Here is a 25,730-nt window from a genome sequence, read left to right on the forward strand (position 1 = left end):
GCATGACAAGTGTATTCTTGACAGACGGGCGCGAAAAAGGTATGATGTTGTCATTGCGGCGGCAGACCGCCGCAGGCCAATTGGAGGTAATATCATGAAGAAACGTTGGATCGCGCTGCTGCTTGCCGCCGTTCTGCCCATTGGGGTTCTGGCAGGCTGCGGCAGCGAGGATATGCCGGAGCTTTCGCTTGACAGCATCACCGCTCCGGTCGCAGCCCACAATGAAATGGAGGTCCGCACGGCACTCGGCAATTACACCGGCATCTCGGAGGCTGCGCCGGATTCCGCGGACGGCGAAATGGCCACAGTGCAGTTCGCGGGCGATGCAAGCGCCACGACGGTCCTGCACGACGGCTATATCTATGTGCTGAGCAACAGTGAGCTGCGCATCCTGCGCGCCGCCGGGGCCAGCACGACGCAGCTCAATACGCTGGATATTTCATCGGGAACGTCCTCGGAGGATTCCTATGAATTCGCCAACGCCCTGCTCGTGGAGGGCGACCGGCTTGCCGTTGTGACGACGGCTTCGTCGATGGACAGTGACCTGAGCGGCAGCGACGTGTGCCATCTGCGGCTGTATGACATCTCGGAGCCGTCGACACCGACCCTGCTGCGCACGTTCTCGCAGGACGGCCTTTACGAGGGCATCGGCACGGCAAACGGCCTGCTGCTCCTCGTCTCCTCGGGCACGGCGGACCTTGACGAGGCAAGCGGGAGCGCAGCCTCCATGCCGCAGATCGGCGACAATGCCGAAAGCGAGGCTGTGCCCGCTGCGCAGTTCTATCTCTCCTCCGTGCTTGATGCGCCGACGTTCAGCATCGTGTCTGCCATTTCGCTGGCCGATGCACAGCGCAGCGGCGTGCGCGCCTTCACGGGAACGATCGACCATGTCTGCGTTTCGGAGCAGGGGGTGTTTCTTGCGCGCAGCATCCGCATGGAGTCGCACGGCGACGCCTATAAGAAAGACCACTATTCCGTCACGAACCACGCCATCAATGCCGCAACGGAGCTCCTGCGCCTGACGGCGGACGCCGATCTGACGATGCTGGCCTCGAAGCCGCTGGCGGGCGAGGTCGCGGCCTGGGAACTCAATGCACAGGCAAACGCACTGTATGTCGTGAGATCTCTGTCCTCGTCGCAGTATCAGCTCTTTGAGGACAAGACCTACGGCTGGACGAACCGCCTCGATCAGAGCCAGAATGGCGGTACAGCGCTGAACGTGCTGGACCTCTCCCTGCAGCAGATCGCAGACGGCAGCGGTCTCCTGCCGGATGCCTCGCTCAGCGCGGCGCGCTTCAGCGGCAATTACTGCCTGCTCGCAATGTTCGATGCGGACACACCGCTTGCGGCCATCGACCTCTCCAACCCGACGAAGCCCGCTTTGGCGGAGGTCTCCGGCCTGAGCGAACTGTTCAATGTGCTGCTCCCGGCCGAAGGCATGCTGATGGATCTGAGCGGCGCGAACGGCGCGAACGGTATGAGCCTTGCCATCTCCACCATGGCGATGGGCGGCGGGAGCGTCTCGGCTACGGGCCTTGTGAAGGAGCTGGGGACCTATGCGGGCGGCGCGGTCTACGCCGCCGTGTCGCAGGATGCCGCGTGGGCGCTCGTGTGCTATGACCACACGTCCCACCTGTTCCGGCTGGGCGACGCGATCACCGAGGTCTCGCGCCCGGAGATCAGCGTGCATTCCGGAACGGCCTTCTTCTTTGACGGAGACTATCTGTATGCCTGCGCGCCGGATGAGGTCAGCGCTGTTTCGCTGACGAGCGGAAGTGTGGACGCGCTGCTGTCATTCGCCGTGGGCTGAGAAGGGAGCAAATCGTATGGAAGAGCTTGTCAAGCGTATCAATGAGCTTGCCCAGAAGGCAAAGACGACCGGCCTCACGCCGGAGGAAACGGCGGAGCGCGACCTGCTGCGCCAGCAGTATATTGCAGCCGTTCGCCGCAACCTGACGGCGCAGCTGGAAAACACCTATATCGTAGAGCCGGACGGCACGAAGCATAAGTTAGGCCGCCGCGAAACGGAAGAAACGGAACAATAAAAAACTGTGCCGGAGAGGACCCAAGCGGTTCTCTCCGGCATGGTTTTCTCAGGAGACGGGGAAGACCGGGCGGTCATCCCGCAGGTCTACGCGTACCCGCTCCGGCGCGCGTGCTCCAAGCAGCAGGGCCGCAAGCGGGGCCTCCATCTCGTGGCGGACAAGGCGGCGGATCTCGCGCGCGCCGCCCCGGCCGTCCCGGCTGCGCAGGGCAAAGCTGCGGGCAAGGCCGTCCGGCAGCTCCAGCCGGACGTGCAGGCGCTCTGCACGCTGCTGCAGGGCTGTGAGCTGCTGCTGTGCGATCTGCTCAAGCGCTGCTGCATCAAGCGGCTGAAAGCGCGCCACGCAGTCGATGCGCCCGAGGAATTCCGGCGAAAAATGTTCCCGCAGGCTGCGCAGAGCGCCGTCCTCCGCCTGCGCGCCGAAGCCGAGCCCTCCGCCGCCGCGCACGCCGAGGTTCGAGGTCATCACGAGCATCGTGTTGCGGAAATCGATGCGCCGCCCGCCGGAATCCGTCAGGAAACCGTCCTCCATGACCTGCAGCAGCAGACCGCATACGTCCGGGTGCGCCTTTTCCAGCTCGTCGAACAGCACAAGACTGTAGGGCCTGCGGCGCACACGTTCGGACAGCTCGCCGCCCTCGTCGTGGCCGATGTAGCCCGGCGGCGCGCCGATAAGGCGCGAGACCGTGAATTTTTCCATATATTCCGACATGTCCACGCGGATCATGGCGTCCTCGCTGCCGTAAACGGCCTCAGCCAGCGCCTTGCACAGCTCCGTTTTGCCGACGCCCGTCGGCCCGAGGAACAGCATGGCCGCCGCGGGACGCTTCTGCTCGGCAAGGCCGCTGCGCCCGCGCCGCACGGCCTCTGCCGCGGCATGGACGGCTGCCTCCTGCCCGATGACGCGGGCGGAGAGCGTCTGCTCCAGCGTGCGCAGGCGCTGCCGCTCCGTCCGGGAGATCGTCCCGACGGGAATGCCCGTGCGGCTCGAAACGGCTGCGGCGATGTCCTGCACGGAGACCGTCCGGCCGGGCTGGCCGCGCCGCCGCAGACGGTCGCGCAGGGCGGCAGCCCGCTCATATTTTCCGGCGCGCACGGCGGCCTGCAGGGCCTGCTCCTCCTCCGGTGTGCGGCTGCCGAGCTGGCGCATGCGCGCACAGGCCGCGCCCTCGTCGAGCAGGTCCACGGCCTTGTCGGGCAGAAATTTATCCGTCAGATAGCGGCACGACAGCTCTACGGCGGCGGAAATAACCTCCTGCGGGATGGAAACGTGATGATGGGCCTCCAGACCGGGGCACAGCCCGGCCAGGATCTCGCGCGTCTCCTCCGGCGTCGGCTCGCGCACCTGCACCGCACGGAAGCGCCGCTCCAGCGCGGCGTCCTTTTCGATGCTGCTGCGGTATTCGCGCAGCGTCGTCGCGCCGATAAGCTGCAGCTCACCGCGGCCGAGTGCGGGCTTGAGCAGGTTGGCCGCATCGATGGCGCCCTCCGCCGCACCTGCCCCGACGAGGGTGTGCATCTCGTCGACAAACAGGATGACGTTCTGCACGCGCCGCACCTCGGCCAGAATGTCGCGCACGCGCTCCTCAAATTCGCCGCGGTACTTTGTGCCTGCGATGACGCTGGCCATGTCCAGCGCATAAAGGCGCTTGCCGCGCAGCGGCTCCGGCACGGTCCCGGCGGCGAGATACTGCGCCACGCCCTCCACGATGGCCGTCTTGCCGACGCCCGGCTCGCCGATGAGGGCGGGATTGTTTTTGTGCCGCCGCGAGAGGATCTGCAGGACGGTCTCGATCTCCTGCCTCCGGCCGATGACCGGCTCCTGCTTTCCGGCGCGCTCGAGCATATCCACGCCAAATTGATCCAGCAGTCTTGTGTTCTGCATGCTTCGCTCCTTCCGGGCAAGCTCGCCCTCGCATAGTTGGGTAAAAAGCTGCTGCGGACAGATGCCGCAGTGCTCCAGCAGGCGCACGGCAGAGTAGCCGCTCTCCCGCAGCAGTGCGGTCAGGAGTCGCTCCGGGCCGTTCAGCGCGCGGGAAACGGCGCGGCGCGCGGCCTGCGTCAGCCCCTGCGGCAGAACATCCGACGGTGCTCCGCGCCCGTGCAGGCGGAGGACGGCAGCAGCGATCTCCGGCCCGGTCAGACCGGCCCAGTGCAGCAGCCGCCCGTCGGCCCCCTGGGGCTGCATGGCGAGTGCCAGCAGCAGGTGCTCCGTGCCGACGCAGGCGTGCCCCAGCCGTGCAGCCAGTGCCCACGCCAGCCGGAGCGCGGCGGAAAGCTCCGGTGGCAGGTCCCGTTTTGCCAAATCGCTCCCTCCCCTCAACATTGGGATTCTAGCCCGCCTGTGCCCGGTTCAAACCCGTCGAAAAAAGTTTGCCTTTCCGAATTTCCCCATTGCATTTTCCCAAAAACATGATAAAATGGGGATACTACTTGTAATAGGAGGAGATACCCATGGCATACAAGATCACCGACAGCTGCCTGAAGTGCGGAACCTGCGCTGGCGAGTGCCCGATGAATGCGATCTCTGAGGGTGAGGACCAGTACGTCATCGATGCCGATACCTGCGTTGGCTGCGGCACCTGTGCAGATGCTTGCCCCGTTCAGGCTATTGTCGAGGAGTAAGAAGATCCTACACGATTACATCCGGCATACGGCGGAGCCCTTCCGCCGTATGCTCCACGGAAGCTCGTGCGGAACTGCGTAACGTTATTTACGGAACCGGCCTGTGCAGTCTTGCGCAGACCGGTTTTTAATTAGTAATTAGTAATTCGTAATTCGTGATGGGGGGGGCGACCATGGAACACGATCTGTGGAACGGGCTGCGGCTCCGCATCCCGGAGGGCGAGGTGCCGCTCGGCGCGGACTCTCTGCTGCTTGCGGACTTCCTGACGCTGCCGCCGCGGGCGCGTGTGGCCGATCTCGGCGCGGGCTGCGGCACGCTCGGTGTGCTTCTCTGCGCGCGCGATCCGTCCTGCACGGTCGCGGGCATCGAGCTGCGGCCGGAGGCCTGCCGCGCTGCGCAGGAGAATATCCGCATCAATGGGCTGGAGGAGCGGCTGACCGTTCTGGAGGGCGATGTGCGGCATATCCGCGCGCTCCTTCCGGCGGGGGATTTTTCCTGCGTGATCGCCAATCCGCCCTATTTTCCCGTGGGCAGCGGCAAGGCTGGCCGGAACAGCGCCGTGGCCCGCACGGAGCAGTGCCTGACGCTGGCGGAGCTGTGTGCGGCTGCCGCGTGGCTGCTGCCGCCCGGCGGGCGGTTTGCGCTGGTGCACCGGGCGGAGCGCCTGTGCGACCTGCTGTGCGCCCTGCGCGCGGCCGGGCTGGAGCCGAAGCGGGTGCAGCCGGTGCGGCACAATGCCGAAAGCCCCGTCAGTCTGCTGCTGCTCGAGGCAAGGCGGGGCGGGCGGCCCGGCCTGACGCTGCTGCCGGAGCTGCTGGAATATGAGACGGACGGAACGGAGCGCGAAGCCCTGCGCGCCGCCCGTCATGCGAAAGGAGACTGCCCATGAGCGCGATGCTCTATCTTGTGCCGACGCCGATCGGCAATCTGTCCGATATCTCCGAGCGCTGCCGCGAGGTGCTTGCGCAGGCGGATTTTATCGCGGCCGAGGACACGCGGGTGACGCTGCGGCTGCTGAACCATCTGGAGCTAAAAAAGCCGCTCGTCAGCTATTATGAGCACAACAAGGCGGCAAGCGGCCCGCGCATCGTCGAGCGCATTCTGGCGGGCGAGACGTGCGCGCTCGTGTCGGACGCCGGATCCCCGGCCATCTCCGACCCCGGCGAGGATCTGGTCCGCCTGTGCGCGGAGGCGGGCGTGACGGTCAGCGCCATCCCCGGCCCCTGCGCCGCCATCACGGCGCTGAGCATGTCCGGCCTGCCGACGGGGCGCTTCACGTTTGAGGGCTTCCTGTCCACGACGAAGAAGAACCGCGCCCAGCACCTGGATTCCCTGCGCGCAGAGCAGCGCACGATGATCTTCTACGAGGCCCCGCACAAGCTGTGCGCGACGCTGCGCGATCTGGCGGCGGCCTTCGGCGGGGAACGGCGTATTTCCCTGTGCCGCGAGCTCACAAAGCTGCATGAGGAGGTCCTGCGCCTGACGCTCGACGGCGCCGTCGCTTATTATGAGACCCAGCCGCCGCGCGGCGAGTATGTTCTGATCGTTGAGGGCGCGCCAAAGCAGCAGGAGAGCGGCCCCGTTTCGGAGGAGGAGGCACTTATGCGCGTGCAGGCGCTTCTGGCAGAGGGCCTGAGCCGCAAGGATGCCGTCCGGCAGGTCGCTGCGGAGACGGGCCTTGCCAAAAATCAGCTGTATGACGCCGCCCTGCGCGCGCAGCATACGGAAACGGAGTGAAAACACCATGTCTGTAGAGAAAGTAAAGGCCTATTTTGCCGGGTTCGGTATGGAGGACCGCGTGCTGGAGTTCCCGGTCTCCAGCGCAACGGTGGCGGAGGCCGCCGCGGCCCTGCATTGCGAGCCCTGCCATATTGCCAAGACGCTGGCGTTTCTGGTCTGCGAGACGCCGATGGTGATCGTCATGGCCGGAGACGCGCGCATCGACAATGCAAAGTATAAGGCTCGGTTTGCCAAGAAGGCGAAAATGCCGACGCCGGACGAGGTGCTGACGCTCATCGGCCACCCGGTCGGCGGCGTGTGCCCGTTTGCCGTGCCGGAGAACGTGAACGTCTATCTCGACGTCTCCCTGCGGCGGTTCGAGACGGTCTATCCCGCCTGCGGCAGCCCGAACAGCGCCATCGCCCTGACGCTGCCGGAGCTGGAGCAGTATTCCGGCTTCTCGGCGTGGGTGGATGTCTGCCGCGGCTGGGACGAGCGGGCGGAGGCATAACGGAAAACTTTTGGTTCTATAATAAATGCTTTTTTCGGCGGCGCGCAGCTTGTCAAAAAAGTCCCTTTGGACTTTTTCGCCAAGCTGCCTTCAGAATTGCAAAATAGAATTTTGCAATATTATTTTGAAATTCTGCCGCTGCGGCGGGTTATGGAACGCGAAAGGACACCCTGACGGTTTCCTTTCACACTTTTCTTCCCTCCGAAACTTTCGGCTGAGTATGTTCTTGACAGCCTGTTCGGCGGCGCGCAGCTCTGCACGCCGCCGTTTTCCTGCCGAAACGGCCTTGTTAAAATCGTGCAGGATGCCATATGAAAGTCGCTTAACGAATTCGTCAATTTGACGGGCGAGAAAATGAAAACTACAGAATCAAAACTTTTTCAAAAAAATATCAAGAAATTATTGACAAAATCAGGAAGGAGTGGTACTATTACGCCGACCAAAAAATTAGAAAGCTGGGAAATGAAAAATGGAATTCGTAGGAAAGATCCTTGTGCTGCTTGCACTGGCAGGCATTGCTGCCATTGAGGTTTATCATAAAGAGGAAAACACGGGTCTCATGAACCTGATCCTCGTGCTCATCGCCGCCGTCGTCGGCTGGCTGCTGCCGAAGAACGACCACGTTCTGTCCATGATCGCTGCTGTCGCTTCCTTCGCTGCCCTGTATCTCTCCGCTCATGCCGCCGGCCGTGCCGTGCGCCGTCATGACGAAGAGGAGGAGCGTCTCGCCCTTGTCCGCGCCCGCGCTTGAGCAGAAGCACCCCCTGAAAACCGAAAATCCTGCAGAGCCGATTTGGCTCTGCAGGATTTTTTTGCGTGTGCACCGAAAGCCGCGGGGGCTTTTCCGCCAGACTGTTTAGTTAGCCAGCGTGGCAGCGAGGACGGCCTTGATGGTGTGCATGCGGTTCTCGGCCTCGTCGAAGACGATGGAGCGCGGGCCCTCGAAGACCTCGTCCGTCACCTCCAGCGCCTCAAGATGGAACTGCTCGCCGATCTGGCGGCCGATGCCGGTGTTGAGGTCGTGGAACGCGGGCAGGCAGTGCATGAACACGGCCTTTTCTCCGGCGGCGTCCATGAGCTTCTGATTGACCTGATAGGGGAGCATCTTCTCCAGACGCTCGGCCCAGGCTTCCATCGGCTCGCCCATGGAGACCCAGACGTCGGTGTAGAGCACGTCCGCACCGGCGACGGCTTTTGCCGGGTCCGTCTCAAAGGCCAGCGTTGCGCCGGTCTCGGCGGCAATGGCCTCGCAGCGGGCGATGAGCGCGGGATCGGGGAAGTAGCCCTCCGGGCCGCTGGCCACGAAGTGCATGCCGAGCTTGGCACAGCCGATCATCAGGGAGTTTGCCATGTTGTAGCGGCAGTCGCCGAGGAACACGAGCTTGCGGCCCTTCAGGCTGCCGAAGTGCTCGCGGATCGTCAGCATATCCGCCAGGATCTGCGTGGGGTGGAATTCGTTCGTCAGGCCGTTCCAGACGGGGACGCCGGCGTATTTTGCCAGCTCTTCCACGATGCTCTGGCCGAAGCCGCGGTATTCGATGCCGTCATACAGGCGGCCGAGCACGCGGGCCGTGTCGGCAATGGATTCCTTTTTGCCGATCTGGGAGCCGGTCGGGTCGAGATAAGTAACGTGCATGCCGAGGTCGTGCGCGGCCACCTCAAAGGAGCAGCGCGTGCGGGTCGAGGTCTTCTCAAAGATCAGCGCGATGTTCTTCCCGCGGAGCGTGTCGTGCGGGACGCCGGCCTTCTTTTTGGCCTTCAGGGCGGCGGCGAGGTCGAGCAGACCGGTGATCTCGTCGGGGGTGAAGTCCAGCAGGGTCAGAAAGCTTTTACCGTTTAGATTCATGGGGTACCTCCTTATTCAGCCGCGCAGTGCACCAGTGCCTGGGCGGCAGTTTTCAACAGCTCCATGGGGATATTCAGCGCGGGCAGAAGACGGATCTTCTGCTTGGCGGTCGTGACGAGCACGCCTTCGCGCAGTGCGCGCTCCGCAAATTCGCGGGCGGGGATATCGATCTCCAGACCGAGCATCAGGCCCATACCGGTGACGCTGCGGATGCCGGGCGCGGCCTGCAGCGTGCGGCGGAGATAGTCCGAGCGCTCGCGCACGCCTTCGAGCAGCCTGTCGTCGATGCGGCTGAGGATGTTCACTGCGCCTGCGCAGCAGACGGGGTTGCCGCCGAACGTCGTGCCGTGGTCGCCGGGGTGGAAGACGTCTGCCACGCGCTCGCCGAACATGGTCACGCCGAGGGGCAGACCGCCGCCGATGCCCTTTGCCGTGGAGACGACGTCGGGCTGCAGACCGTAGTTCATATAGCCGTAGAGGCTGCCGCTGCGGCCGTTGCCGAGCTGGACCTCGTCTGCCATGAGCAGCAGGTCATGCTTGCGGCAGACCTCCTGCAGGCAGGAGGCGAATTCCTGCCCGATGGGGCGCACGCCGCCCTCGCCCTGCACGGCCTCAAAGAGGATCGCGGCGCAGGGGTGCTCTGCGGCAAGGCGCTCGAGGGCTTCGCATTCGCCGGGCTGCGCGTAGAGGAAGCCGCCGGGCAGCGGCTGATAGTCGCGGTGGAACACATCCTGCCCCGTCGCGGCCAGCGTGCCGAGCGTGCGGCCGTGGAAGCTGCCGCGCAGGGTGATGATGCTGCAGTATTCCGGGCCCTTGTGTTCGGCGGCCCATTTGCGGGCGGCCTTGATGGCGCATTCGTTGGATTCCGCGCCGGAGTTCGAGAAAAAGACCCGCTTCAGGCCGGTTCGCTCGCAGAGCATCTGTGCGAGCTTCGCGGCCGGTTCGGAGTAGTAGAGATTGGAGACATGCTGGAAGCGGCCGAGCTGCGCCGTAACGGCATCGCGCCATTCGTCGTCGTCCATGCCGAAGATATTCACGCCGATGCCGCTGCCGAGGTCGATGTACTCCCGCCCGTCCGCGCCGCGGAGGAGCGAGCCCTTGCCGCCGACGATCTCCAGCGGAAAACGGTTATAGGTGTGGGCAAGATATTGCTGATCGAGTGTTTGCGTAAGCATAATTAGCCTCCCGTCGGACCGCTCGGGTCCGTCCTGCGTCTATTATACAGCCTTGTATGCATATTGGTCAACCCCCGCATGGGAAAAAGTCCCTTTGGGCTTTTTCCCATGCGGGGGCAAAATTGCAAAACGAATTTTGTGGCACCGTTTTGCAATTTTGGCCGCCGGGCAGGTGAGAAAGTTCTCGGCATACGGCGCGTCTAGCTGCGCGATGTGCTGCAGCTGCAGCAGTAGGACCTCGCAGCGGCTGCGCAGCTCCGCTGCGTCGCCCACGGCGGAATAGGCCTGCAGCTCCGCAAAGCCCTGCTCAATGCCGTCGAGCTCGTCGTGGCTCAGCACGGCGCAGAGAAAGCGGCGATGGCGCTGCCAGTGCTGCCGGGCCTGTGTGCCGGCCTCCACGGCCTGTGCCGTCTCGTCCCGGTCCAGCGCCTCGAGGGCCTGCTCGAGTGCGGCGGCGGCGTCCCGTGTGCTGCGCTGCGTGAGCATGCCGCACAGAAGCGACAGCGCCAGCAGCGCGGCCAGAATACCGCAGCCAAGCCAGCACAGCTTCATGCCAGGTCCTCCTTCCGCACAAGATAGACCGTCCCCGCGGCATCGACCGTCAGCAGGAGCACCTGCTCCGCTGTGAGGCTCCGCCGCTTCAGCTCTGCCTCAAGCCAGCCGCCGTCCCGCCCTGCCAGATGCAGATTTTCCGCCAGAATGCGCCCGGCAGATATGATCGTGACGGGCAGCTCCGTCTCCCGCACGCGGATGCCCGCGTCGCGCGCCGAAGCGGGCTGCTCTTTGGCATACAGCAGGGTCGAGAGCTGGCCATTCGTCTCCAGAATGGCGAATTTCACGGTGCTGAGGTCGAAAATGCCCTTCTCCCGCAGGTGCATGGTCAGCTCGTCGAGGTTCACGCGTGTGCGCTGCAGATTCCGTTCGAGAATTTTCCCGTTCTGCATGAGAATGACGGGCTTGCCGCACAGCAGACGGCGCATCCGGATGGACTGCAGCGAAACGGCGGCGAGGATGAGCTCCAGCCCGAGGATGACGAGGATCGGCACGAGGCCGGACAGCAGGGGAATGGCGCTGTCCTGCATGGGGATGGCTGCCAAATTGGCCAGCAGCATGGTCACAACGAATTCCGCAGGCTCCATCTCGCCGATCTGCCGCTTGCCCATCAGGCGGACGGTCACGATGAGCAGCAGATATAGTACGACGGTGCGGAGAAAAGAGATCAGCATGGCTTCACACTCCTGCCGGTAGTATGGAGAGCAGAATGCAATTTATGCAGGAAAATTCCGCCGCTCCTGCATGCGAAAAAGTTTATATTGAAAAATCCACTGGAGAAATTGATAAAATTCATGGGAAAATGTCCAAATCTTGACTGCAAATAACTGCTGCGTTTGGGCACGCCTCTGAAATCGTGCCCGCCGCTGCAAAAACACTTGCAATTCCGGCCGGATTTCGTTACACTGAGACGGTAATTTGTGAGCGGCTACAGGCTGCGGCAAGAATCAGACAGGGAGGAATTCCAATGAAGGTATCCGAATATTTTGGGGAAAATGTATTCAGCAGAGCCGTCATGCAGGAGCGTCTGCCGAAGAAGGTCTATGCGGAGGTCATGAGCGTGGTCGAGCACGGCGGTCAGATCTCCATGGCCTCGGCGGATGTCGTGGCCAAGGCCATGATGGAATGGGCCATTGAGAAGGGCGCCACGCACTACACCCACTGGTTCCAGCCGCTCACGGGCGTCACGGCGGAGAAGCACGATTCGTTTCTCTCCGCGCCGGACGAGAACGGCAAGGAGATCCTGAACCTGACGGGCAAGCAGCTCATCATGGGCGAGCCGGATGCGTCCTCCTTCCCCTCCGGCGGTCTGCGCTCCACACATTATGCCCGCGGCTATACGGCCTGGGACATGACGTCCCCGGCCTTCGTGAAGGAAATGGCCTGCGGTACGATCCTGTGCATCCCGACGGTCTTTGTGGCCTATTCCGGCGAGGCGCTCGATAACAAGACCCCGCTGCTGCGCTCCATGCAGGCGCTGAGCCAGCAGGCCGTGCGCATCCTGCACCTGTTCGGCAACACGCAGGCCGAGCGCGTCATTCCGTCCGTCGGCGCGGAGCAGGAGTACTTTATTGTAGACCGTGAAAAGTATCTCAAGCGCCGCGACCTCATCTATACCGGCCGCACCCTGTTCGGCGCGCCCGCGCCCAAGGGGCAGGAGCTGGACGATCAGTATTTCGGCGTCATCCGGGAGCGCGTCGGCGCGTTCATGAAGGATCTGAACAAGGAGCTCTGGAAGATGGGCATCACTGCGACGACTCAGCACAACGAGGTCGCCCCGGCCCAGCACGAGTGCGCGCCGATCTATTGCACCTGCAACGTCGCCGTCGACCAGAACCAGCTCATGATGGAGACGATGAAGCGCGTTGCCACGCAGCACGGTCTTGTGTGCCTGCTGCACGAGAAGCCCTTCGCCGGTGTCAACGGCTCCGGCAAGCATAACAACTGGTCCATCACGAGCGACCTCGGCGAGAACCTGCTCGACCCCGGCAAGACGCCGAACGACAATCTGCAGTTCCTGCTGGTGCTCTCGTGCATCATCAAGGCCGTCGACCGCCATGCGGACCTCCTGCGCATGTCCACAGCCTGCGTCGGCAATGACCATCGCCTCGGCGCGAACGAGGCGCCTCCCGCCATTGTCTCCATCTTCCTCGGCAATCAGCTCGAGGATGTTGTGGAGCAGATCGTGAAGAACGGCACGGCCGCGGGCTGCATCGCGGGCGGCCAGCTCGATACCGGCGTTTCGACGCTGCCCGTCCTCAATAAGGATGCCACGGACCGCAACCGTACCTCGCCGTTTGCCTTTACCGGCAACAAGTTTGAATTCCGCATGGTCGGCTCGTCCGACTGCATCGCCACGGCGAACACCGTGCTCAATACCATCGTCGCCGAGGCCTTCTGCGAGGCGGCAGACGAGCTGGAGGGCAGCACGGACTTTACGGCGGACGCCAACCGCGTCATCGCCGAGAACCTGCGCAAGCACAGCCGCGTCATCTTCAACGGCAACGGCTACAGCGCCGAGTGGATCGCCGAGGCAGCGCGCCGCGGCCTGCCGAATCTGCCGAGCATGGTCTCCTCCGTGCCCAGCCTGACGACGGACAAGGCCGTGCAGCTGTTTGGCAAGTTCGGCGTGTTCACCCGCGCGGAGCTGGAGTCCCGCAGTGAGATCATGTATGAGACCTACACGAAGGTCATCTCCATCGAGGCGCGCACCATGCTGCACATGGCGGGCAAGCACTATATCCCCGCCGTCGTCCGCAACTGCACGCGGCTGGCCGACTCCGTCTGCAAGGTCCACACGGCCTGCCCGGCCGCGCCGACCGGCGTGCAGGAGACGCTGCTGTGCCAGACGAGCGAGCTGCTGACGAAGGCCGCCTCCGCCGAGCATCATCTCGAGGGACTGGTCGAGCAGCTCGGCCGCATGGACAATGTGCATGATATGGCGGTGTTCTGCCACGATATGATCATGCCCGCCATGCAGGACCTGCGTGCGCCGATCGACCAGCTGGAACTGATCGTGGACAAGGATATCTGGCCGGTGCCGACCTACGGCGACCTCATGTTCGAGGTGTAATAGTGTAATAGATAGAATAAACAAGTCCTGCACGGCTGCGCCGTGCAGCAGCTTGGCCCAAAAGTTCCTTCGGACTTTTCTGCCAAGCTGCTTCCAGAATTGCAAAATCAAATTTTGCAGCATGATTTTGCAATTCTGCCGCTGCGGCGGGTTATTTGACGCGAAAGGAAACCTTGACGGTTTCCTTTCACACGATCCTTCCCTCCGAAACCTTCGGCTGGACGGAATTCTCGACGGCCTGACAAGAAAAACGTCCTGCACGGCGCAGCCGTGCAGGACGTTTTTGTTATGGTTTTATTATGGAATTCAATTTTCCGCGGCTGCGCCGACGGGAACGCGCATCTGCTCCAGAAAATAGCGCATGATGGCGCGGCGGGTGACGATCCCGATAAAGTCCCCCTTGTCGTCCACGACGGGGACAAAGTTCTGATCCGTTGCCTTTACGAGCAGGTCCTGCATATCCGTGGAGACGGAGACCGGCAGATTGTCGCGCCGGTGGGCGATCTCCATGATGCTGTGCTCCTCCGTATCGCGGAAGTCCATACAGCAGAGCTTCTTCGTTGCCCAGAGCAGGTCGCCCTCGGTCAGCGTGCCGCAATAAGTACCCTCACGGGTCAGGATCGGCAGGGCCGAGTAGCCGGAGTGCTCCATGCGCTCCATGGCCTGCCGGAGCGTGTAGTCGGCATAGAGATAGCAGCAGGTCGCCTTCGGGGTCAGAAAGAACAGCAGATTCAAAAGGCATCTCCTTCTTTGAAACAGTTTTCCGCGCGCAGGCGCACGCGTCTTGACATCCTCATTATATCATATTTACCCGGCGATTTCTGTTAAGAAAACGTGAATGTCGCAAAAACGAAGTAGAAAAACAGGACAATATTTTGTGCAGAATCACAAGGAACGCGGCATAGACTGGCAGGGGAGGGGATGAAATGAAACGACATTGGCTCCTGACGGCGCTCGGCGCGATCCTGGCGGGCGCGGGGCTGCATTTCCTGTGGCAGGCGCTGCCGAATCCGCTGTTCGCCCTCATTTCACCGGTGAACGAGAGCGTCTGGGAGCACCTGAAGCTGCTGTACTGGCCCATGCTTGCCGCGGCGCTCGTGCTGGCGCGCGGGCCGCGGCGCATTGCCGTCTGGGCAGGCTTTTTCCCGGCCATCGTGCTGCAGCCGGTCTTCCTGCTGGCGCTCTATTACGGCCTGCGCGCGCTCGGCGTGCAGGGGCTTGCCGTCGACCTGACGCTGTATGTCCTGACCATGGCGGGCGGCTTCCTGCTTGCCGCGCGGCTCAGCCGCAGCGGGCCTGCGCGCAGGCTGACGGGCGTTTCGCTGCTGGCCGTCATGCTCTATGGCGCGGCGCTCGTCCTGTTCACGTTCGCGGCCCCGCCGCTCGGGATCTTTCGGCCCTGAGGGGCGCGCCGAAAAAAAATCGCTTCGGTCGGAAATAGGCCGAAGCGATTTTTGAATGTTTCTGCGCGAAAATGATCGATCAGGCGGCCTCGCGCACGACGGCGACGCCCTCGACGAGGTTCGCCATCACCAGCTCGCCATGGATGGCCATCTGGCGCTCCATCAGGTCGGTCAGGATGACCATATCGCCCTGGCACTCGATCTTCATGACGTTCTTCATGGCGACGGTCTCGGGCGTGACGGTGTTTTTGTAGACTGTGGACAGGCACATATGCGGTTCCTCCTTTATTTCAGAGAAGCGAGCACGGCGGACAGGCGCAGATTGCCCTTTTCAAACTCGGAAACGGCGGCAAGCACCTGCTCACCGGCCTCGCGGTTGCCAAGCTCCGTGAGCTTCCGGCCAAGCTGCGCCAGCTCGTTGGCATGGGCGGCGTTGTGGTTGACCATATACTGCAGCAGGGCAACGGTCTCCTGCATAGGGTCACAGGAGCCGCAGGCGGCACAGTCGTGCGGGTCACAGCCCTCGTGGCTGTGGGAATGGCCGTGCTCGTGCGGATGCGTATGCTCGCCATCCTCGTGATGGAAACGGAAGATCTCGTTCATGGTGGATCGCTCCTTTTATAATGATTGATCTTATTATACCGCGTATGGGCGGCGTTGTCAAATGGGGTTCAGGCGGGAAGCTCGGGAAGATCGCCGGTGAAGGTCAGCTCGGCCGGGCCGGTGAGATCGATGTCTTCGCCGTCCAGATCGACGCTGAGCAGGCCGCCGTCCGTCTGCACCTGCGTCCCGCCGCCGCTGACAAGGCCGAGCCGGGCCAGCGCCGCGACGGTTGCGCCCGTTCCGGTGCCGCAGGCGAGCGTGAAGTCCTCGACGCCGCGTTCGAACGTCAGCAGGCGGACCCGGTTTTCCCCGGTCACGGCACAGAGGTTGACGTTGGCCCCGCGCGGGAAGGCGGGGCTGCTGCGCAGGCGCGCGGCCAGCTCACGCAGCTCGGCGCGCGGACGGTCCAGCTCCGTCAGCACAACGGCGTGCGGGATGCCAGGCTCGCCCAGCTCCAGATAGGCGCAGCGCACGCCCTCCGCCTCAACGTGCAGGCGAACGACGCTCGGGCGGTTCAGGCGGATGCGGTAGCGGTCGGCCGTGATGCGCCTGCCCGTGACAAGCCCGGCGGGCGTTTCGATGCGCTGCACCGGCCCGGCTGCAAGGCCGCGGTCGTGGCAGTGGCGGCAGAGGCAGCGCGCGCCGTTGCCGCACATCTCGGCAGTCGACCCGTCGCGGTTATAAAAGCGCATGCGGCAGTCGCCGCCCTGCGCGGGCGGCTCGAGCACCATCAGCCCGTCCGCGCCGACGGAAAAATGTTCCCGGCACAGCGCCGCGGCCAGTGCGGCATAGCGCTCCGGCGCGATGGAGCCGTCGAAGTTCTCGAGGATCACAAAGTCGTTTCCGGCGCCGCAATATTTCCAGAAGTGCATGAGACCGCCTCCCTCAATCGGAATTTCAATGAAATTCTTGCGTTTTCGCAAAAGCTATGATATACTGCAAAGCAGAAAAATGCAAGAGCTTTTTCCGGAAGTTTCATGACTGTACTGTGCCGCGTACGGAGCGGCTGGAGAACGTCACGCTTGCCTGCGCCGTGCGGCGGGGCTGTGTGCGGCAGGCGCCGGAGCAGCAGCTGCTGCAGGCCGCCCTGCCTTCTTTTTTTGAACGCCGGATGCGGAAGGAGAGCGATTTCATGTTGTGGAGAGAGGACAGACCGATGCGCATCGCACTGCTGGGCTGCGGTACGGTGGGCGGCGGCGTTTATGAATTCGTGCAGGAGCGCACGGATATGGAGATCGCCTATGTGCTCAGCCGCAGGCCCCGCCCGGAGCTGAACTGCCCGGTCACGTCAGACTTCAGCCGGATCGTCTCGGATCCGACGGTGGATACCGCCATCGAGGTCATGGGTGGCCGTCAGCCTGCCTATGAATATATGTGCGCCGCGCTGCGTGCGGGCAAGAACGTCGTCACGGCGAACAAGCAGCTCATGTCGGAGCGTTATGGTGAGCTGGTGCAGCTTGCCAGGGAGAATCATGTCGCGCTGCGCTGCTCCGCGGCCGTCGGCGGCGGCATCCGCTGGCTGACGAATCTGGAGAGCACGCTCGATATGGAACCGGTGCTCCGTGTCAGCGGGATCATGAACGGAACGACGAATTACATTCTGGACACCATGACGACGTCCGGCCTGAAATTTGAAGATGCCCTGCGTCAGGCGCAGGCTCTCGGCTACGCCGAGGTCGACCCAACGGAGGACCTGAACGGCGCGGATGCGCGGCGCAAGCTTGTCATCTCCACGAACGTCGCTTTTGGCTGCGTCGTGCAGGAGCCGGAGGTCACAACGTTCGGCATCGCGGGCATCCGTGCCTGCGATATCGGCGCGGCGCGGAAGATGCACCGCGTCGTCAAGCTGATGGCAAGCGCCCGCCTGCTGGACAGCGGTGATGTGGCCTGCTATCTCGAGCCTGCGATGATGCCGCAGGGCATGCACGAGGCTGCCGTCCCGGAGAATTTCAACCTGATCTCCATCACGGGCATGCACATCGGCAAGCAGAGCTTCTATGGGCAGGGCGCGGGGCGCTTCCCAACGGCCTACAACGTCATGCAGGACTGCCTCGATATCCGCAACGGCCTGACGCGCTTCTACACGGACAAGCTCCGCCCGGCGCGCGTGGACAACAGCAGCATCATGCGGCCGTATTATGTCCGCGTCAACGGCATGGACCGCTGGCTGCAAACGCGTATTGACAAAATGCTCGACTGCGGTATAATAACAACGCCCGTGGCGGTCTCGGAGATCCACGCCTGGGCCAGAGAGAGAAAACTGACGGAAACCGGCGGCTTCCTGGCGTCGCTCCGTTAAGGATGGGGGAAAGCCATGCTGAAGGTTGCAAAATTCGGCGGGTCGTCCATGGCGGACGCCGGTCAGTATCAAAAGATCCGGGATATCATCCGGTCTGATCCCTCGCGGCGCGTGGTGGTCGTTTCGGCGGCGGGCAAGCGCAGCGCGGGGGACAATAAGATCACCGATCTGCTGTATCTGTGCTATGCGCACCTGCAGTACGGTGTGTCGTGCGACGGCATTTATCAGATGATCCGCGAGCGCTACGGCGACATCCACCGCGAGCTTGGCCTGCGGGTCGATCTCGAGGGCGTGCTCGACCGCCTGCGCAGTCAAATGGAGCAGGGTATTTCCCGCGATGAGCTCGTCTCGCGCGGCGAGTACCTTTCCGCGCTGCTTATGGCCGATTACCTCGGCTTTACGTTCGTGGACGCCGCGCAGTGGCTGTTCTTCCACTATGACGGCACCATTGATCAGGAGAAATCCTATGCCGCGCTGCGCGCGCTAGCCAGGGACAAGTGCGTCGTCATTCCGGGCTTCTATGGCCTGATGCCGGACGGCAAGCTCCGCACGCTCACGCGCGGCGGCTCGGATATCACGGGCGCGCTGGCCGCGGCGGCGCTGGATGCGGATGTCTACGAAAACTGGACGGATGTCTCCGGCATTCTGATGGCCGATCCCCGCATCGTCGATCATCCGCGCTCCATCGAGCGCGCGACCTACAGCGAACTGCGCCAGCTTTCCTACAGCGGCGCACAGGTGCTGCATGAAATGACGATCTTCCCGGTGCGCGAGAAGAATATCCCGCTCAACATCCGCAATACGAACGAGCCGGACCATCCCGGCACGCTCATCACGGAGAGCTTTGTCGAGGCCCCGAACCCGGAGCGCTTTGTGACCGGCATTGCGGGAAAGTGCGATTTTTCCATCGTCACCGTGTCGAAAAAGGGCCTTTCCGGCGCCGTGGGCACGCTGCGCGCCATTCTGGAGGTCTTTGAGAACAACAGCATTCCCGTGGCGCACACCCCGAGCGGCATCGACTGCATTTCGCTTGCCATGCCGACGGAGGCGCTCACGCCGAACCAGTACAGCCTGCTCGACGAGCTGCGCAGCGAGATCCGCCCGGACAGCATCCAGATCAACGATCACATTGCCGTCATCGCCGTCGTCGGCCGCAAGATGGCCTTCCGCGTCGGCACGTCCGGCAAGATCTTCGCCGCGCTCGGCAAGGCCGGCATCAACATCCGCATGATCTCGCAGGGACCGGACGAGCAGGCCATCATTCTGGGTGTCGATAACAAGGACTATGCGGATGCGATCCGCGTACTATATAATGCGTTTGTCAAATAAGCGCCTGGGGGGTTATTACCATGAAATTGTATAAAGTCGGTATTCTCGGCGCGACCGGTGCGGTCGGCCGCGAAATGATGAAGATCCTTGCGGAGCGTCAGTTCCCGATCTCGGAGCTGCGCCTGTTTGCCAGCAGCCGCAGCGCGGGCAAGGTCGTGGAGTGGAACGGCCGCCCCGTCATGATCCAGGAGCCGTCGGAGGAGAACTTCCGCGGCCTCGATATCGTGCTCGGTGCTGCCGAGAGCGATATTGCCCGTCTCTACGCGCCGGAGGTCGTGCGCGCGGGCGCGGTGTTTGTGGACAACTCGTCCGCCTACCGCATGGACGATGATGTGCCGCTTGTCATCCCGGAGGTCAATCCCGAGGATGTGAAGCTGCACCACGGCATCATCGCCAGCGCGAACTGCTCGACGATCATCACGGTCACGGCAGTGAATGCGCTCAACGCCATCAGTCCGATCCGCTCCATGGTCGCCTCGACGTATCAGGCTGTTTCCGGCGCAGGCGCGGGCGGCCCCGTGGAGCTGGCCGAGGAGGTCGAGGCGCTGCGCACCGGCAAGCCCGTGCAGCCGAAGGTCTTCTCGCACCAGATCGCCTATAACCTCATCCCGCAGATCGGCGGCGAGCAGTACGAGGGCTATACGAGCGAGGAAATGAAGATGCAGAACGAGGGCCGCAAGATCATGCACCTGCCGGACCTGCGCGTAACGTGTACCTGCGTCCGTGTACCGGTCGTGCGCAGCCACTCCATTTCCGTCACACTGCGCTTTGACAAGCCTGTGTCCGTCCGCGAGGCACGCCATGCCATTGCCGCTGCGCCGGGCTGCCGTCTGGTCGACGACCTCGGCAACCACGAGTATCCCATGCCGCTCGACACGTCCGATCAGGATCTTGTCTATGTCGGCCGCATCCGTCCGGACCTGACTGACGACAACGGCCTGACGCTCTGGTGCTGCGGCGATCAGATCCGCAAGGGCGCTGCGACGAATACCATTCAGGTTGCGGAGCTTCTGATTGAAAAATAAGCGATAATGAGCGAAAATTAGCCCCGGCAGCGCAGCTGCCGGGGCATTTTATAAGTATTTGCCGAGCGTCAGGGCGAGGCGGCCCTTCTTTGTCAGCCCGCCGAGGGCGAGCACGCGCAGCTTGCCGAGCCCGCGCACGGAGACGGTGTCGTTTTCCTGCACGGCGCGGTCGGGCTTCAGGCAGGGCAGGTCGTTGAGATTGACCCGCCCGGCCGCCACGGCGTCGGCCGCGCTGCCGCGGCTCAGATGGAATGCGGCGGAGATCACGCTGTCCAGCCGGGGCGAAGAGACCGTCACGCGCAGCTCCTGCAGGGTCTGCGGCGGGCGCTCCGCCTGCGAGGGGGCGATGCGCGTGAGCGTCAGGTGGGCCCGCCCGGCGGAGGTCAGGTTGTCGAGGAGATACGGTGCAAGCTCCGCCGTGACGAACAGGTCGCATTGACGCGGCTGCAGGCACAGGTCGCCGACGGCCTCGCGGCGGATGCCGCAGCCCATGAGCGCGCCGAGCATGTCGCGGTGTCCGACGGCATTTTCCTCAAAAAATGCGGCGCGCAGGCAGGCGACCGGCCCGTTTTCCCGGTAGTCGTCCTCGTCCTCATATTCAGGCAGCCAATAGGCCACGGCTCGCTCCGCGTCCGGTGTGCCGCCCCAGAAGCGGCACTGCGGCAGGAGCTGCCGCAGCAGGGCCTGCTCCCGCGGCGTCAGGAACACGGTCGCGGCGGGAATGCCGCGCTGCTCCGCCCTTGTCAGCCGTTCACAGGCCTGTGCCAGCAGCAGGCGCTCTCCTTCGTCGTCCGTCAGGGCGGCAATCTGTTTCTTTCGGTCCATTGCTGTTTCCTCCGGGAAGGGAATCGTCTTGACTCCCTTTTATGCTTCACCGCCCGATATGGCGGGAAAAATGCAGAATGATGACGCAAAATCCAATTGTTTGCAATTTTGACAGGCAGAGCATACCACACGGCGCGGAAAAACGCAAGTCCGGCTTTCTGCTCTGCAAAACCGACCTTACCGCAGGCAAGGACTGTCCACAACTCGCGGACAGAAAAGCGTGAAAAACCGGCGCCCCAACGGGACGCCGGTTCTGGCTTGCAGGTAAGATCAGCCGTTCTCGCGCATCTTTGCGAAGCACTCGCTGCAGTAGACCGGACGATCGGTCTTCGGCTCGAAGGGAACACGAGCTTCGCCGCCGCAGTTGGCGCAGACAGCAGTGAAGTACTCTCTCGGGCTGCGGGCAGCATTCTTGCGAGCGTCACGGCAGGCCTTGCAGCGCTGGGGCTCATTCTGGAAGCCTCTCTCCGCGTAGAACTCCTGCTCACCGGCGGTGAACACGAATTCGGCGCCGCATTCCTTGCAAACTAAAGTCTTGTCTTCGTACATGTTGGTAACCTCTCTTGAAAAAAATTGCCCTGACGCTTCGTCCATCAAAATTGCTGGTTTTCCTGATACAGGGTCGGTTGATACGTGCCGCCAAAGCAGGCGGCGCATCCCCGGAAATCTATATCCCGTGGACAGTGCCTATTATAAGCATCTTTCCGCCCTTTGTCAATAGTGGATGAAAAAATATTTTGTTAGAAAAAAACAATTGTGCGATTTCGACGAAAAGCCTCAAAATTTCCGTTCAAAGAGTCAATTGCTCTGCATTGTTATTTTGCAGATGGAGGTGGTCGTAGGCAAGCTGCGTAACACAACGCCCGCGGGGCGTGCGTGTCAGGAAGCCGATCTGCATCAGATAGGGCTCGTAGACGTCCTCCAGCGTGACGGCCTCCTCGCCGATGGTCGCCGCGAGCGTCTCCAGGCCGACGGGGCCGCCGTTATAGTAGCGGATGATGGCCGTGAGCATGCGGCGATCCGTCGCGTCGAGCCCGAGCTTGTCGACCTCAAGCTTGCCGAGCGCGTGGTCGGCCGCCTCGCGGGTGATGACGCCGTCGTAATACAGCTGGGCGAAGTCGCGCACGCGGCGGAGCATGCGGTTGGCGATGCGCGGCGTGCCGCGGCTGCGGGAGGCCAGCTCCATTGCGCCGTCTGCGTCGATGCGTATGCCCATGAGGGCGGCAGAGCGCGTGATGATGCGGCACAGCTCCTCCGGCGTATACAGCTCCAGCCGGAACGACACGCCGAAGCGGTCGCGCAGCGGGGCGGAGAGCTGCCCGGCGCGCGTTGTGGCGCCGATGAGCGTGAAACGCGGCAGATCGAGCCGGATGGAGTTGGCCGATGGCCCCTTGCCGACGATGATGTCGATGGCAAAGTCCTCCATGGCGGGGTAGAGGATCTCCTCCACGGCGGTGTTCAGGCGGTGGATCTCATCAATAAAGAGAATGTCGCCCTCGGAGAGGTTCGTCAGCAGCGCGGCCAGATCGCCCGCCTTTTCGATGGCGGGGCCGGACGTCACGCGGATATGCACGCCCATTTCGTTGGCGATAACGCCGGCGAGCGTCGTCTTGCCGAGGCCGGGAGGACCGTAGAGCAGCACATGGTCGAGCGGCTCGTTGCGGCGGCGTGCGGCCTCAATGTAAACAGACAGGTTTTCCTTGACCTTCTCCTGCCCGTTATATTCCGTCAGGCGCTTCGGCCGCAGCGAGAATTCGGACTCGTCTGCGGGCGTGAAGCTCGTTGTTACGAGCGGGGCCTCGTAGTCCTGTGAAAAATCGATGCTCATGTTCTTACCTCATCACCATGGCGCGCAGGCACTGCCGCACGATCTCTTCCGTCTTCATGCCCTCGGGGTCAAAGCTGCGCAGCGCCGCCGTGATCTCCTGCGGGCGGTAGCCGAGCTCGGCCAGTGCGGCCTGCGCCAGCGCCAGCGCGCTGCCGGAGGCGGCGGGCACATCCCCGGCCGGGAGCGAAATGCCGCCCTCTGCCGGTGCGGCGCCACCGAGCTTGTCCTTCAGCTCCAGCAGGATGCGCTGGGCCAGCTTTTTGCCGACGCCCGGCGCGGCCGTCAGGGCCTTCTCATCCTGCGAGAAGATGGCAAGCGCAAAGCGGTCCGGCGTGGTGGACGACAGAATGGCCAGCGCGGCCTTCGCGCCGACGCCGGTCACGCCGAGCAGCAGCTCAAAATTCCGCAGCTCCTCGCGCGTGCTGAAGCCGTAGATATCGAACGCATCCTCGCGGATGCTGCAGTAGGTATAGAGCCTCGCGCGCTCGCCCACATGCAGGCGCGAGAGCGTATAGGACGACGTCCGGCAGGCGTAGCCGACGCCGCTGCAGTCGATGACGGCCAGATTGCTCTCGAGGAGCGTGACCTCGCCGTTGAAATAATAAAACATTACGGTTTTCCTCCCATGAGCCGTGCCAGCTGCGACGTGGACGAGCGCGCATGGCACAGCGCGATGGCGATGGCGTCGGCCGCATCGTCCGGCCGGGGCATGCGATCCAGCCGGAGCAGGCGGCGCGTCATATCCATGACCTGATGCTTCTCCGCCTTGCCGTAGCCGACGACGGCCTGCTTGACCTGCATGGGCGTGTATTCAAACAGCGGCACGCCTGCCCGCTCGATGGCGAGCAGGATGACGCCGCGCCCGTGCGAAACGCCGATACCGGTCGTGATATTGTGGCCCCAGAACAGCTCCTCCACGGCGACGGCCTCGGGCTTTGTGACCTCCAGCAGCTGCGTCATGTCCTCAAACAGAATGTTCAGCCGCTGCGGGAACGGCAGCCCGACCGGGGTCGTGACCGTGCCGTAGCGCAGCAGGGCATAGGTCCCGCGCTCCGCCCGGATGAGGCCGAAGCCGGTCGTCGCATAGCCGGGATCAACCCCGAGTATAACCAAAGAGCTTCTCCGGCCATTCCGGCACGGCGATATTCAGCAGCCAGCTGGCGATGCCGAGCACGACGATGGCAAACAGCACCCACGCCAGCACGCGCTTCCACTTCGGGCTGGGCACAAATTCGGACTGCGGCGCCTCCGGCGTCTCCTGCACGGCGGGCATGTCCTTCTGATTTTCTTCCATGGATATCACCTCTGGAGTATCATATCATACTTTTCCGAATGGGGCAAGATAAAAACGAAAGTGGGATGCTTCCGGGGAATCCCCACTTGCAATGGGGCGGAAAGAATGATAAAATACTATACTGAATAAGAATCTCATGAATTGGGAGGAACTCCTCTTTTGGAAAAGAAAACGACTGTGATCTCTCCCGAGGCTCTGCAGCGGCAGGAGGGCTTCTGCGGACGGGTGCGCGAATACTGGCAGGCGCAGGGCATCACGCCTGTGGCCTTTGTGGAGACCTACGGCTGCCAGCAGAACGAGGCGGATTCCGAGCAGATCCGCGGCATGCTCGAGCACTGCGGCTACGGCCTGACGGACGGCCCTGAGGGCGCGGACCTCGTCATCTTCAATACCTGCGCCATCCGCGAGCACGCCGAGCAGCGCGTGTTCGGCAACGTCGGCGCGCTCGTGCATACCCGCCGCCGCCACCCGCGCCAGAAGATCTTTCTGTGCGGCTGTATGATGGGCCAGCCCGCCGTGGTCGAGCGCGTGCGCAAGTCCTATCCCTATGTGGACGGCGTGTTCTCCACACACCACCTGTGGGAGCTGCCGCAGCTGCTGCTCGGCGTGCTGACGACAGGCAAGCGCGTGTTCTCCGTGGAGGATTCTGCCGGAGCCATTGCCGAGGGCCTGCCCGTCGTGCGCGAGAATAAGCTCAAGGCGTGGGTTTCCGTCATGTACGGCTGCAACAATTTCTGCTCGTACTGCATCGTGCCCTATGTGCGCGGCCGCGAGCGCTCCCGCCAGCCGGAGGACATCCTGCAGGAGTGCCGCGCGCTGATCGCGCAGGGCTATAAGGAGATCACGCTGCTCGGCCAGAACGTCAATTCCTACGGCAAGGACCTCGGCCTTGGCGTGGATTTCGCCGACCTCATGGCGCAGATCGCGAGCCTGCCGGGCGATTTCCGCCTGCGCTTTATGACGTCCCATCCCAAGGATGCCAGTCATAAGCTGTTTGACACCATCGCGGCCTATCCGAAGATCTGCAAGCAGTTCCATCTGCCGTTCCAGTCCGGAAACGACCGCGTGCTCCACGCCATGAACCGCCGCTATACGAGCGCGCAGTATCTTGAGCTCGTGGATTACGGCCGCAGCCTCATGCCGGAGCTCGTGCTCACGTCCGATGTCATCGTCGGCTTCCCCGGCGAGACGGAGGAGGAATTTGAGGACACGCTGCGCCTGATCGAGCGTGTGCGCTATGACGCGCTGTTTACGTTTATTTTCTCGCCGCGCGGCGGCACGCCCGCGGCTTCCATGCCCGATCCCACGCCGAAGGAGGAGAAAAACCGCCGCTTCGACCGCCTCGTCGCCCTGCAGAACCGCATTTCGGAGGAAAAGCACCGTGCCTATATCGGCCGGACGTTCCGCGTGCTCATCGACGGACGCGACGGCGACCTGCTCACGGCCCGCACGGACGGCGGCCGCCTTGTGCGCCTGTCCGGCGGCGACGGGCTCATCGGCCAGTTCCGCGATGTGCGCATCACGGGCAGCACGACGTGGAGCCTGACGGGCGAGCTCGCCTGACGGCACAGACAGAAG

The 25,730-nt window shown here is 63.1% G+C and carries 28 protein-coding genes; 13 read left to right on the top strand and 15 right to left on the bottom strand.

Annotated elements, in window-relative coordinates; all coding sequences use genetic code 11:
* The first annotated feature begins 94 nt into the window (after positions 1-94).
* Both ACMKFF_RS06105 and ACMKFF_RS06110 read left to right on the top strand, forming a co-directional pair.
* Positions 95-1,810 carry a beta-propeller domain-containing protein gene (locus tag ACMKFF_RS06105; protein ID WP_419496390.1) on the top strand — a complete coding sequence of 572 codons (1,716 nt, stop codon included), beginning with the start codon at positions 95-97 and terminating at the stop codon, positions 1,808-1,810.
* A 16-nt stretch (positions 1,811-1,826) separates the two neighbouring features.
* A complete protein-coding gene (locus ACMKFF_RS06110; RefSeq protein ID WP_419496391.1) occupies positions 1,827-2,045 on the top strand; it encodes a DUF896 domain-containing protein in 219 nt (72 codons plus the stop codon).
* A gap of 48 nt (positions 2,046-2,093) precedes the next feature.
* Here the strand turns inward: ACMKFF_RS06110 and ACMKFF_RS06115 are convergent, their stop codons facing one another.
* Entirely contained in the window at positions 2,094-4,349 is a 2,256-nt protein-coding gene (locus tag ACMKFF_RS06115) for an ATP-dependent Clp protease ATP-binding subunit (protein WP_419496392.1), read from the bottom strand.
* Positions 4,350-4,498: 149 nt separating this feature from the next.
* Between ACMKFF_RS06115 and ACMKFF_RS06120 the strand changes: the two genes are divergently transcribed.
* The 5 genes from ACMKFF_RS06120 to ACMKFF_RS06140 all read left to right on the top strand — a co-directional run bounded on the left by ACMKFF_RS06120 (position 4,499) and on the right by ACMKFF_RS06140 (position 7,651).
* Entirely contained in the window at positions 4,499-4,669 is a 171-nt protein-coding gene (locus tag ACMKFF_RS06120) for a DUF362 domain-containing protein (protein WP_349135086.1), read from the top strand.
* A gap of 173 nt (positions 4,670-4,842) precedes the next feature.
* Positions 4,843-5,559: a tRNA1(Val) (adenine(37)-N6)-methyltransferase gene (locus ACMKFF_RS06125; RefSeq protein ID WP_419496393.1), complete on the top strand. Its 717-nt coding sequence runs from the start codon at positions 4,843-4,845 to the stop codon at positions 5,557-5,559.
* Entirely contained in the window at positions 5,556-6,407 is an 852-nt protein-coding gene (rsmI, locus tag ACMKFF_RS06130; protein WP_349135084.1) for a 16S rRNA (cytidine(1402)-2'-O)-methyltransferase, read from the top strand. The genes ACMKFF_RS06125 and rsmI overlap by 4 nt, the downstream gene beginning before the upstream one ends.
* A 7-nt stretch (positions 6,408-6,414) precedes the next feature.
* The gene (locus ACMKFF_RS06135; RefSeq protein WP_417324886.1) at positions 6,415-6,900 is read left to right on the top strand and encodes a YbaK/EbsC family protein; all 486 of its coding nucleotides are present in this window, start codon (positions 6,415-6,417) and stop codon (positions 6,898-6,900) included.
* Positions 6,901-7,369: 469 nt separating this feature from the next.
* A complete protein-coding gene (locus ACMKFF_RS06140) occupies positions 7,370-7,651 on the top strand; it encodes a hypothetical protein (RefSeq protein ID WP_349134370.1) in 282 nt (93 codons plus the stop codon).
* A gap of 105 nt (positions 7,652-7,756) precedes the next feature.
* Here ACMKFF_RS06140 and argF read toward each other — a convergent pair whose 3' ends face one another.
* From argF to ACMKFF_RS06160, 4 genes are read right to left on the bottom strand one after another with little or no spacing between them, the layout of a single operon-like run.
* Positions 7,757-8,746, bottom strand: coding sequence for an ornithine carbamoyltransferase (argF, locus tag ACMKFF_RS06145; protein ID WP_417325908.1), 990 nt, complete (start codon positions 8,744-8,746; stop codon positions 7,757-7,759).
* 11 nt (positions 8,747-8,757) lie between these two features.
* On the bottom strand, positions 8,758-9,921 hold the full coding sequence (locus ACMKFF_RS06150) for an aminotransferase class III-fold pyridoxal phosphate-dependent enzyme (RefSeq protein ID WP_418487792.1): 1,164 nt from the start codon (positions 9,919-9,921) through the stop codon (positions 8,758-8,760).
* Positions 9,922-9,963: 42 nt separating this feature from the next.
* Positions 9,964-10,473, bottom strand: a complete 510-nt coding sequence (locus ACMKFF_RS06155; RefSeq protein ID WP_419496394.1) for a DUF4363 family protein — start codon at positions 10,471-10,473, stop codon at positions 9,964-9,966.
* On the bottom strand, positions 10,470-11,147 hold the full coding sequence (locus ACMKFF_RS06160; RefSeq protein ID WP_418464044.1) for a DUF421 domain-containing protein: 678 nt from the start codon (positions 11,145-11,147) through the stop codon (positions 10,470-10,472). Before ACMKFF_RS06160 ends, ACMKFF_RS06155 begins: the two co-directional genes overlap by 4 nt.
* Positions 11,148-11,440: 293 nt before the next feature.
* Between ACMKFF_RS06160 and ACMKFF_RS06165 the strand changes: the two genes are divergently transcribed.
* Positions 11,441-13,546, top strand: a complete 2,106-nt coding sequence (locus tag ACMKFF_RS06165; RefSeq protein WP_419496395.1) for a glutamine synthetase III — start codon at positions 11,441-11,443, stop codon at positions 13,544-13,546.
* A 306-nt stretch (positions 13,547-13,852) separates the two neighbouring features.
* Here the strand turns inward: ACMKFF_RS06165 and ACMKFF_RS06170 are convergent, their stop codons facing one another.
* A complete protein-coding gene (locus ACMKFF_RS06170) occupies positions 13,853-14,281 on the bottom strand; it encodes a CBS domain-containing protein (protein ID WP_349136706.1) in 429 nt (142 codons plus the stop codon).
* Positions 14,282-14,472: 191 nt separating this feature from the next.
* On the opposite strand from ACMKFF_RS06170, the gene ACMKFF_RS06175 reads away from it, so the two are divergent.
* Positions 14,473-14,949, top strand: a complete 477-nt coding sequence (locus ACMKFF_RS06175; protein WP_418486888.1) for a DUF6512 family protein — start codon at positions 14,473-14,475, stop codon at positions 14,947-14,949.
* A 79-nt stretch (positions 14,950-15,028) separates the two neighbouring features.
* Here the strand turns inward: ACMKFF_RS06175 and ACMKFF_RS06180 are convergent, their stop codons facing one another.
* The 3 genes from ACMKFF_RS06180 to dapF all read right to left on the bottom strand — a co-directional run bounded on the left by ACMKFF_RS06180 (position 15,029) and on the right by dapF (position 16,424).
* Positions 15,029-15,220 (bottom strand): CooT family nickel-binding protein, encoded by a 192-nt coding sequence (locus ACMKFF_RS06180; RefSeq protein ID WP_349136704.1) that lies wholly within the window; start codon positions 15,218-15,220, stop codon positions 15,029-15,031.
* 14 nt (positions 15,221-15,234) lie between these two features.
* Positions 15,235-15,552, bottom strand: coding sequence for a cobalt transporter (locus tag ACMKFF_RS06185; protein WP_349136703.1), 318 nt, complete (start codon positions 15,550-15,552; stop codon positions 15,235-15,237).
* A gap of 68 nt (positions 15,553-15,620) precedes the next feature.
* The gene (gene dapF / locus ACMKFF_RS06190; protein WP_419496396.1) at positions 15,621-16,424 is read right to left on the bottom strand and encodes a diaminopimelate epimerase; all 804 of its coding nucleotides are present in this window, start codon (positions 16,422-16,424) and stop codon (positions 15,621-15,623) included.
* 260 nt (positions 16,425-16,684) lie between these two features.
* Between dapF and ACMKFF_RS06195 the strand changes: the two genes are divergently transcribed.
* Genes ACMKFF_RS06195 through ACMKFF_RS06205 form a run of 3 tightly spaced genes read left to right on the top strand, consistent with a single transcriptional unit; the run spans position 16,685 to position 20,205 of the window.
* Positions 16,685-17,851, top strand: coding sequence for a homoserine dehydrogenase (locus tag ACMKFF_RS06195; protein WP_367927960.1), 1,167 nt, complete (start codon positions 16,685-16,687; stop codon positions 17,849-17,851).
* Positions 17,852-17,866: 15 nt separating this feature from the next.
* Positions 17,867-19,180, top strand: a complete 1,314-nt coding sequence (locus ACMKFF_RS06200; RefSeq protein WP_349136700.1) for an aspartate kinase — start codon at positions 17,867-17,869, stop codon at positions 19,178-19,180.
* Positions 19,181-19,200: 20 nt separating this feature from the next.
* Entirely contained in the window at positions 19,201-20,205 is a 1,005-nt protein-coding gene (locus tag ACMKFF_RS06205) for an aspartate-semialdehyde dehydrogenase (RefSeq protein WP_349136699.1), read from the top strand.
* Between the two features lie 48 nt (positions 20,206-20,253).
* Here ACMKFF_RS06205 and ACMKFF_RS06210 read toward each other — a convergent pair whose 3' ends face one another.
* From ACMKFF_RS06210 to ACMKFF_RS06235, 6 genes are all read right to left on the bottom strand, one after another.
* Complete coding sequence (locus tag ACMKFF_RS06210; protein ID WP_419496397.1) at positions 20,254-21,030, bottom strand: RNA-binding protein; 777 nt, start codon at positions 21,028-21,030, stop codon at positions 20,254-20,256.
* Positions 21,031-21,300: 270 nt separating this feature from the next.
* Positions 21,301-21,579: a zinc-ribbon domain containing protein gene (locus ACMKFF_RS06215; protein WP_349136697.1), complete on the bottom strand. Its 279-nt coding sequence runs from the start codon at positions 21,577-21,579 to the stop codon at positions 21,301-21,303.
* A gap of 241 nt (positions 21,580-21,820) precedes the next feature.
* Positions 21,821-22,858 carry a Holliday junction branch migration DNA helicase RuvB gene (gene ruvB / locus ACMKFF_RS06220; protein WP_419496398.1) on the bottom strand — a complete coding sequence of 346 codons (1,038 nt, stop codon included), beginning with the start codon at positions 22,856-22,858 and terminating at the stop codon, positions 21,821-21,823.
* Positions 22,859-22,862: 4 nt separating this feature from the next.
* Complete coding sequence (ruvA, locus tag ACMKFF_RS06225; RefSeq protein WP_419496399.1) at positions 22,863-23,468, bottom strand: Holliday junction branch migration protein RuvA; 606 nt, start codon at positions 23,466-23,468, stop codon at positions 22,863-22,865.
* Positions 23,468-23,971, bottom strand: a complete 504-nt coding sequence (gene ruvC / locus ACMKFF_RS06230) for a crossover junction endodeoxyribonuclease RuvC (protein WP_419496400.1) — start codon at positions 23,969-23,971, stop codon at positions 23,468-23,470. The genes ruvA and ruvC overlap by 1 nt, the downstream gene beginning before the upstream one ends.
* Positions 23,952-24,152: a hypothetical protein gene (locus ACMKFF_RS06235; RefSeq protein WP_349136693.1), complete on the bottom strand. Its 201-nt coding sequence runs from the start codon at positions 24,150-24,152 to the stop codon at positions 23,952-23,954. Before ACMKFF_RS06235 ends, ruvC begins: the two co-directional genes overlap by 20 nt.
* Before the next feature lie 159 nt (positions 24,153-24,311).
* Here ACMKFF_RS06235 and miaB point away from each other — a divergent pair, with 159 nt between their 5' ends.
* Complete coding sequence (gene miaB, locus ACMKFF_RS06240) at positions 24,312-25,715, top strand: tRNA (N6-isopentenyl adenosine(37)-C2)-methylthiotransferase MiaB (protein WP_417325928.1); 1,404 nt, start codon at positions 24,312-24,314, stop codon at positions 25,713-25,715.
* Positions 25,716-25,730 lie beyond the last annotated feature (15 nt).

It is taken from the genome of Faecousia sp., from assembly GCF_048519415.1.
Taxonomy (GTDB): Bacteria; Bacillota; Clostridia; order Oscillospirales; family Oscillospiraceae; genus JAZOXB01.

Bases quoted from the DNA above. Each gene is read 5' to 3' on its own strand.
- ACMKFF_RS06185 (WP_349136703.1), bottom strand. From the start codon at position 15,552: ATGAACGAGATCTTCCGTTTCCATCACGAGGATGGCGAGCATACGCAT.
- ACMKFF_RS06205 (WP_349136699.1), top strand. From the start codon at position 19,201: ATGAAATTGTATAAAGTCGGTATTCTCGGCGCGACCGGTGCGGTCGGC.
- argF (WP_417325908.1), bottom strand. From the start codon at position 8,746: ATGAATCTAAACGGTAAAAGCTTTCTGACCCTGCTGGACTTCACCCCC.
- ACMKFF_RS06195 (WP_367927960.1), top strand. From the start codon at position 16,685: ATGTTGTGGAGAGAGGACAGACCGATGCGCATCGCACTGCTGGGCTGC.
- ACMKFF_RS06160 (WP_418464044.1), bottom strand. From the start codon at position 11,147: ATGCTGATCTCTTTTCTCCGCACCGTCGTACTATATCTGCTGCTCATC.
- ACMKFF_RS06110 (WP_419496391.1), top strand. From the start codon at position 1,827: ATGGAAGAGCTTGTCAAGCGTATCAATGAGCTTGCCCAGAAGGCAAAG.
- ACMKFF_RS06135 (WP_417324886.1), top strand. From the start codon at position 6,415: ATGTCTGTAGAGAAAGTAAAGGCCTATTTTGCCGGGTTCGGTATGGAG.
- rsmI (WP_349135084.1), top strand. From the start codon at position 5,556: ATGAGCGCGATGCTCTATCTTGTGCCGACGCCGATCGGCAATCTGTCC.
- ACMKFF_RS06175 (WP_418486888.1), top strand. From the start codon at position 14,473: ATGAAACGACATTGGCTCCTGACGGCGCTCGGCGCGATCCTGGCGGGC.
- ACMKFF_RS06150 (WP_418487792.1), bottom strand. From the start codon at position 9,921: ATGCTTACGCAAACACTCGATCAGCAATATCTTGCCCACACCTATAAC.
- ACMKFF_RS06165 (WP_419496395.1), top strand. From the start codon at position 11,441: ATGAAGGTATCCGAATATTTTGGGGAAAATGTATTCAGCAGAGCCGTC.
- ACMKFF_RS06125 (WP_419496393.1), top strand. From the start codon at position 4,843: ATGGAACACGATCTGTGGAACGGGCTGCGGCTCCGCATCCCGGAGGGC.
- ACMKFF_RS06105 (WP_419496390.1), top strand. From the start codon at position 95: ATGAAGAAACGTTGGATCGCGCTGCTGCTTGCCGCCGTTCTGCCCATT.
- ruvA (WP_419496399.1), bottom strand. From the start codon at position 23,468: ATGTTTTATTATTTCAACGGCGAGGTCACGCTCCTCGAGAGCAATCTG.
- ACMKFF_RS06180 (WP_349136704.1), bottom strand. From the start codon at position 15,220: ATGTGCCTGTCCACAGTCTACAAAAACACCGTCACGCCCGAGACCGTC.
- ACMKFF_RS06210 (WP_419496397.1), bottom strand. From the start codon at position 21,030: ATGGACCGAAAGAAACAGATTGCCGCCCTGACGGACGACGAAGGAGAG.
- ruvB (WP_419496398.1), bottom strand. From the start codon at position 22,858: ATGAGCATCGATTTTTCACAGGACTACGAGGCCCCGCTCGTAACAACG.
- ACMKFF_RS06215 (WP_349136697.1), bottom strand. From the start codon at position 21,579: ATGTACGAAGACAAGACTTTAGTTTGCAAGGAATGCGGCGCCGAATTC.
- ACMKFF_RS06120 (WP_349135086.1), top strand. From the start codon at position 4,499: ATGGCATACAAGATCACCGACAGCTGCCTGAAGTGCGGAACCTGCGCT.
- dapF (WP_419496396.1), bottom strand. From the start codon at position 16,424: ATGCACTTCTGGAAATATTGCGGCGCCGGAAACGACTTTGTGATCCTC.
- ACMKFF_RS06235 (WP_349136693.1), bottom strand. From the start codon at position 24,152: ATGGAAGAAAATCAGAAGGACATGCCCGCCGTGCAGGAGACGCCGGAG.
- ACMKFF_RS06200 (WP_349136700.1), top strand. From the start codon at position 17,867: ATGCTGAAGGTTGCAAAATTCGGCGGGTCGTCCATGGCGGACGCCGGT.
- ACMKFF_RS06140 (WP_349134370.1), top strand. From the start codon at position 7,370: ATGGAATTCGTAGGAAAGATCCTTGTGCTGCTTGCACTGGCAGGCATT.
- ACMKFF_RS06155 (WP_419496394.1), bottom strand. From the start codon at position 10,473: ATGAAGCTGTGCTGGCTTGGCTGCGGTATTCTGGCCGCGCTGCTGGCG.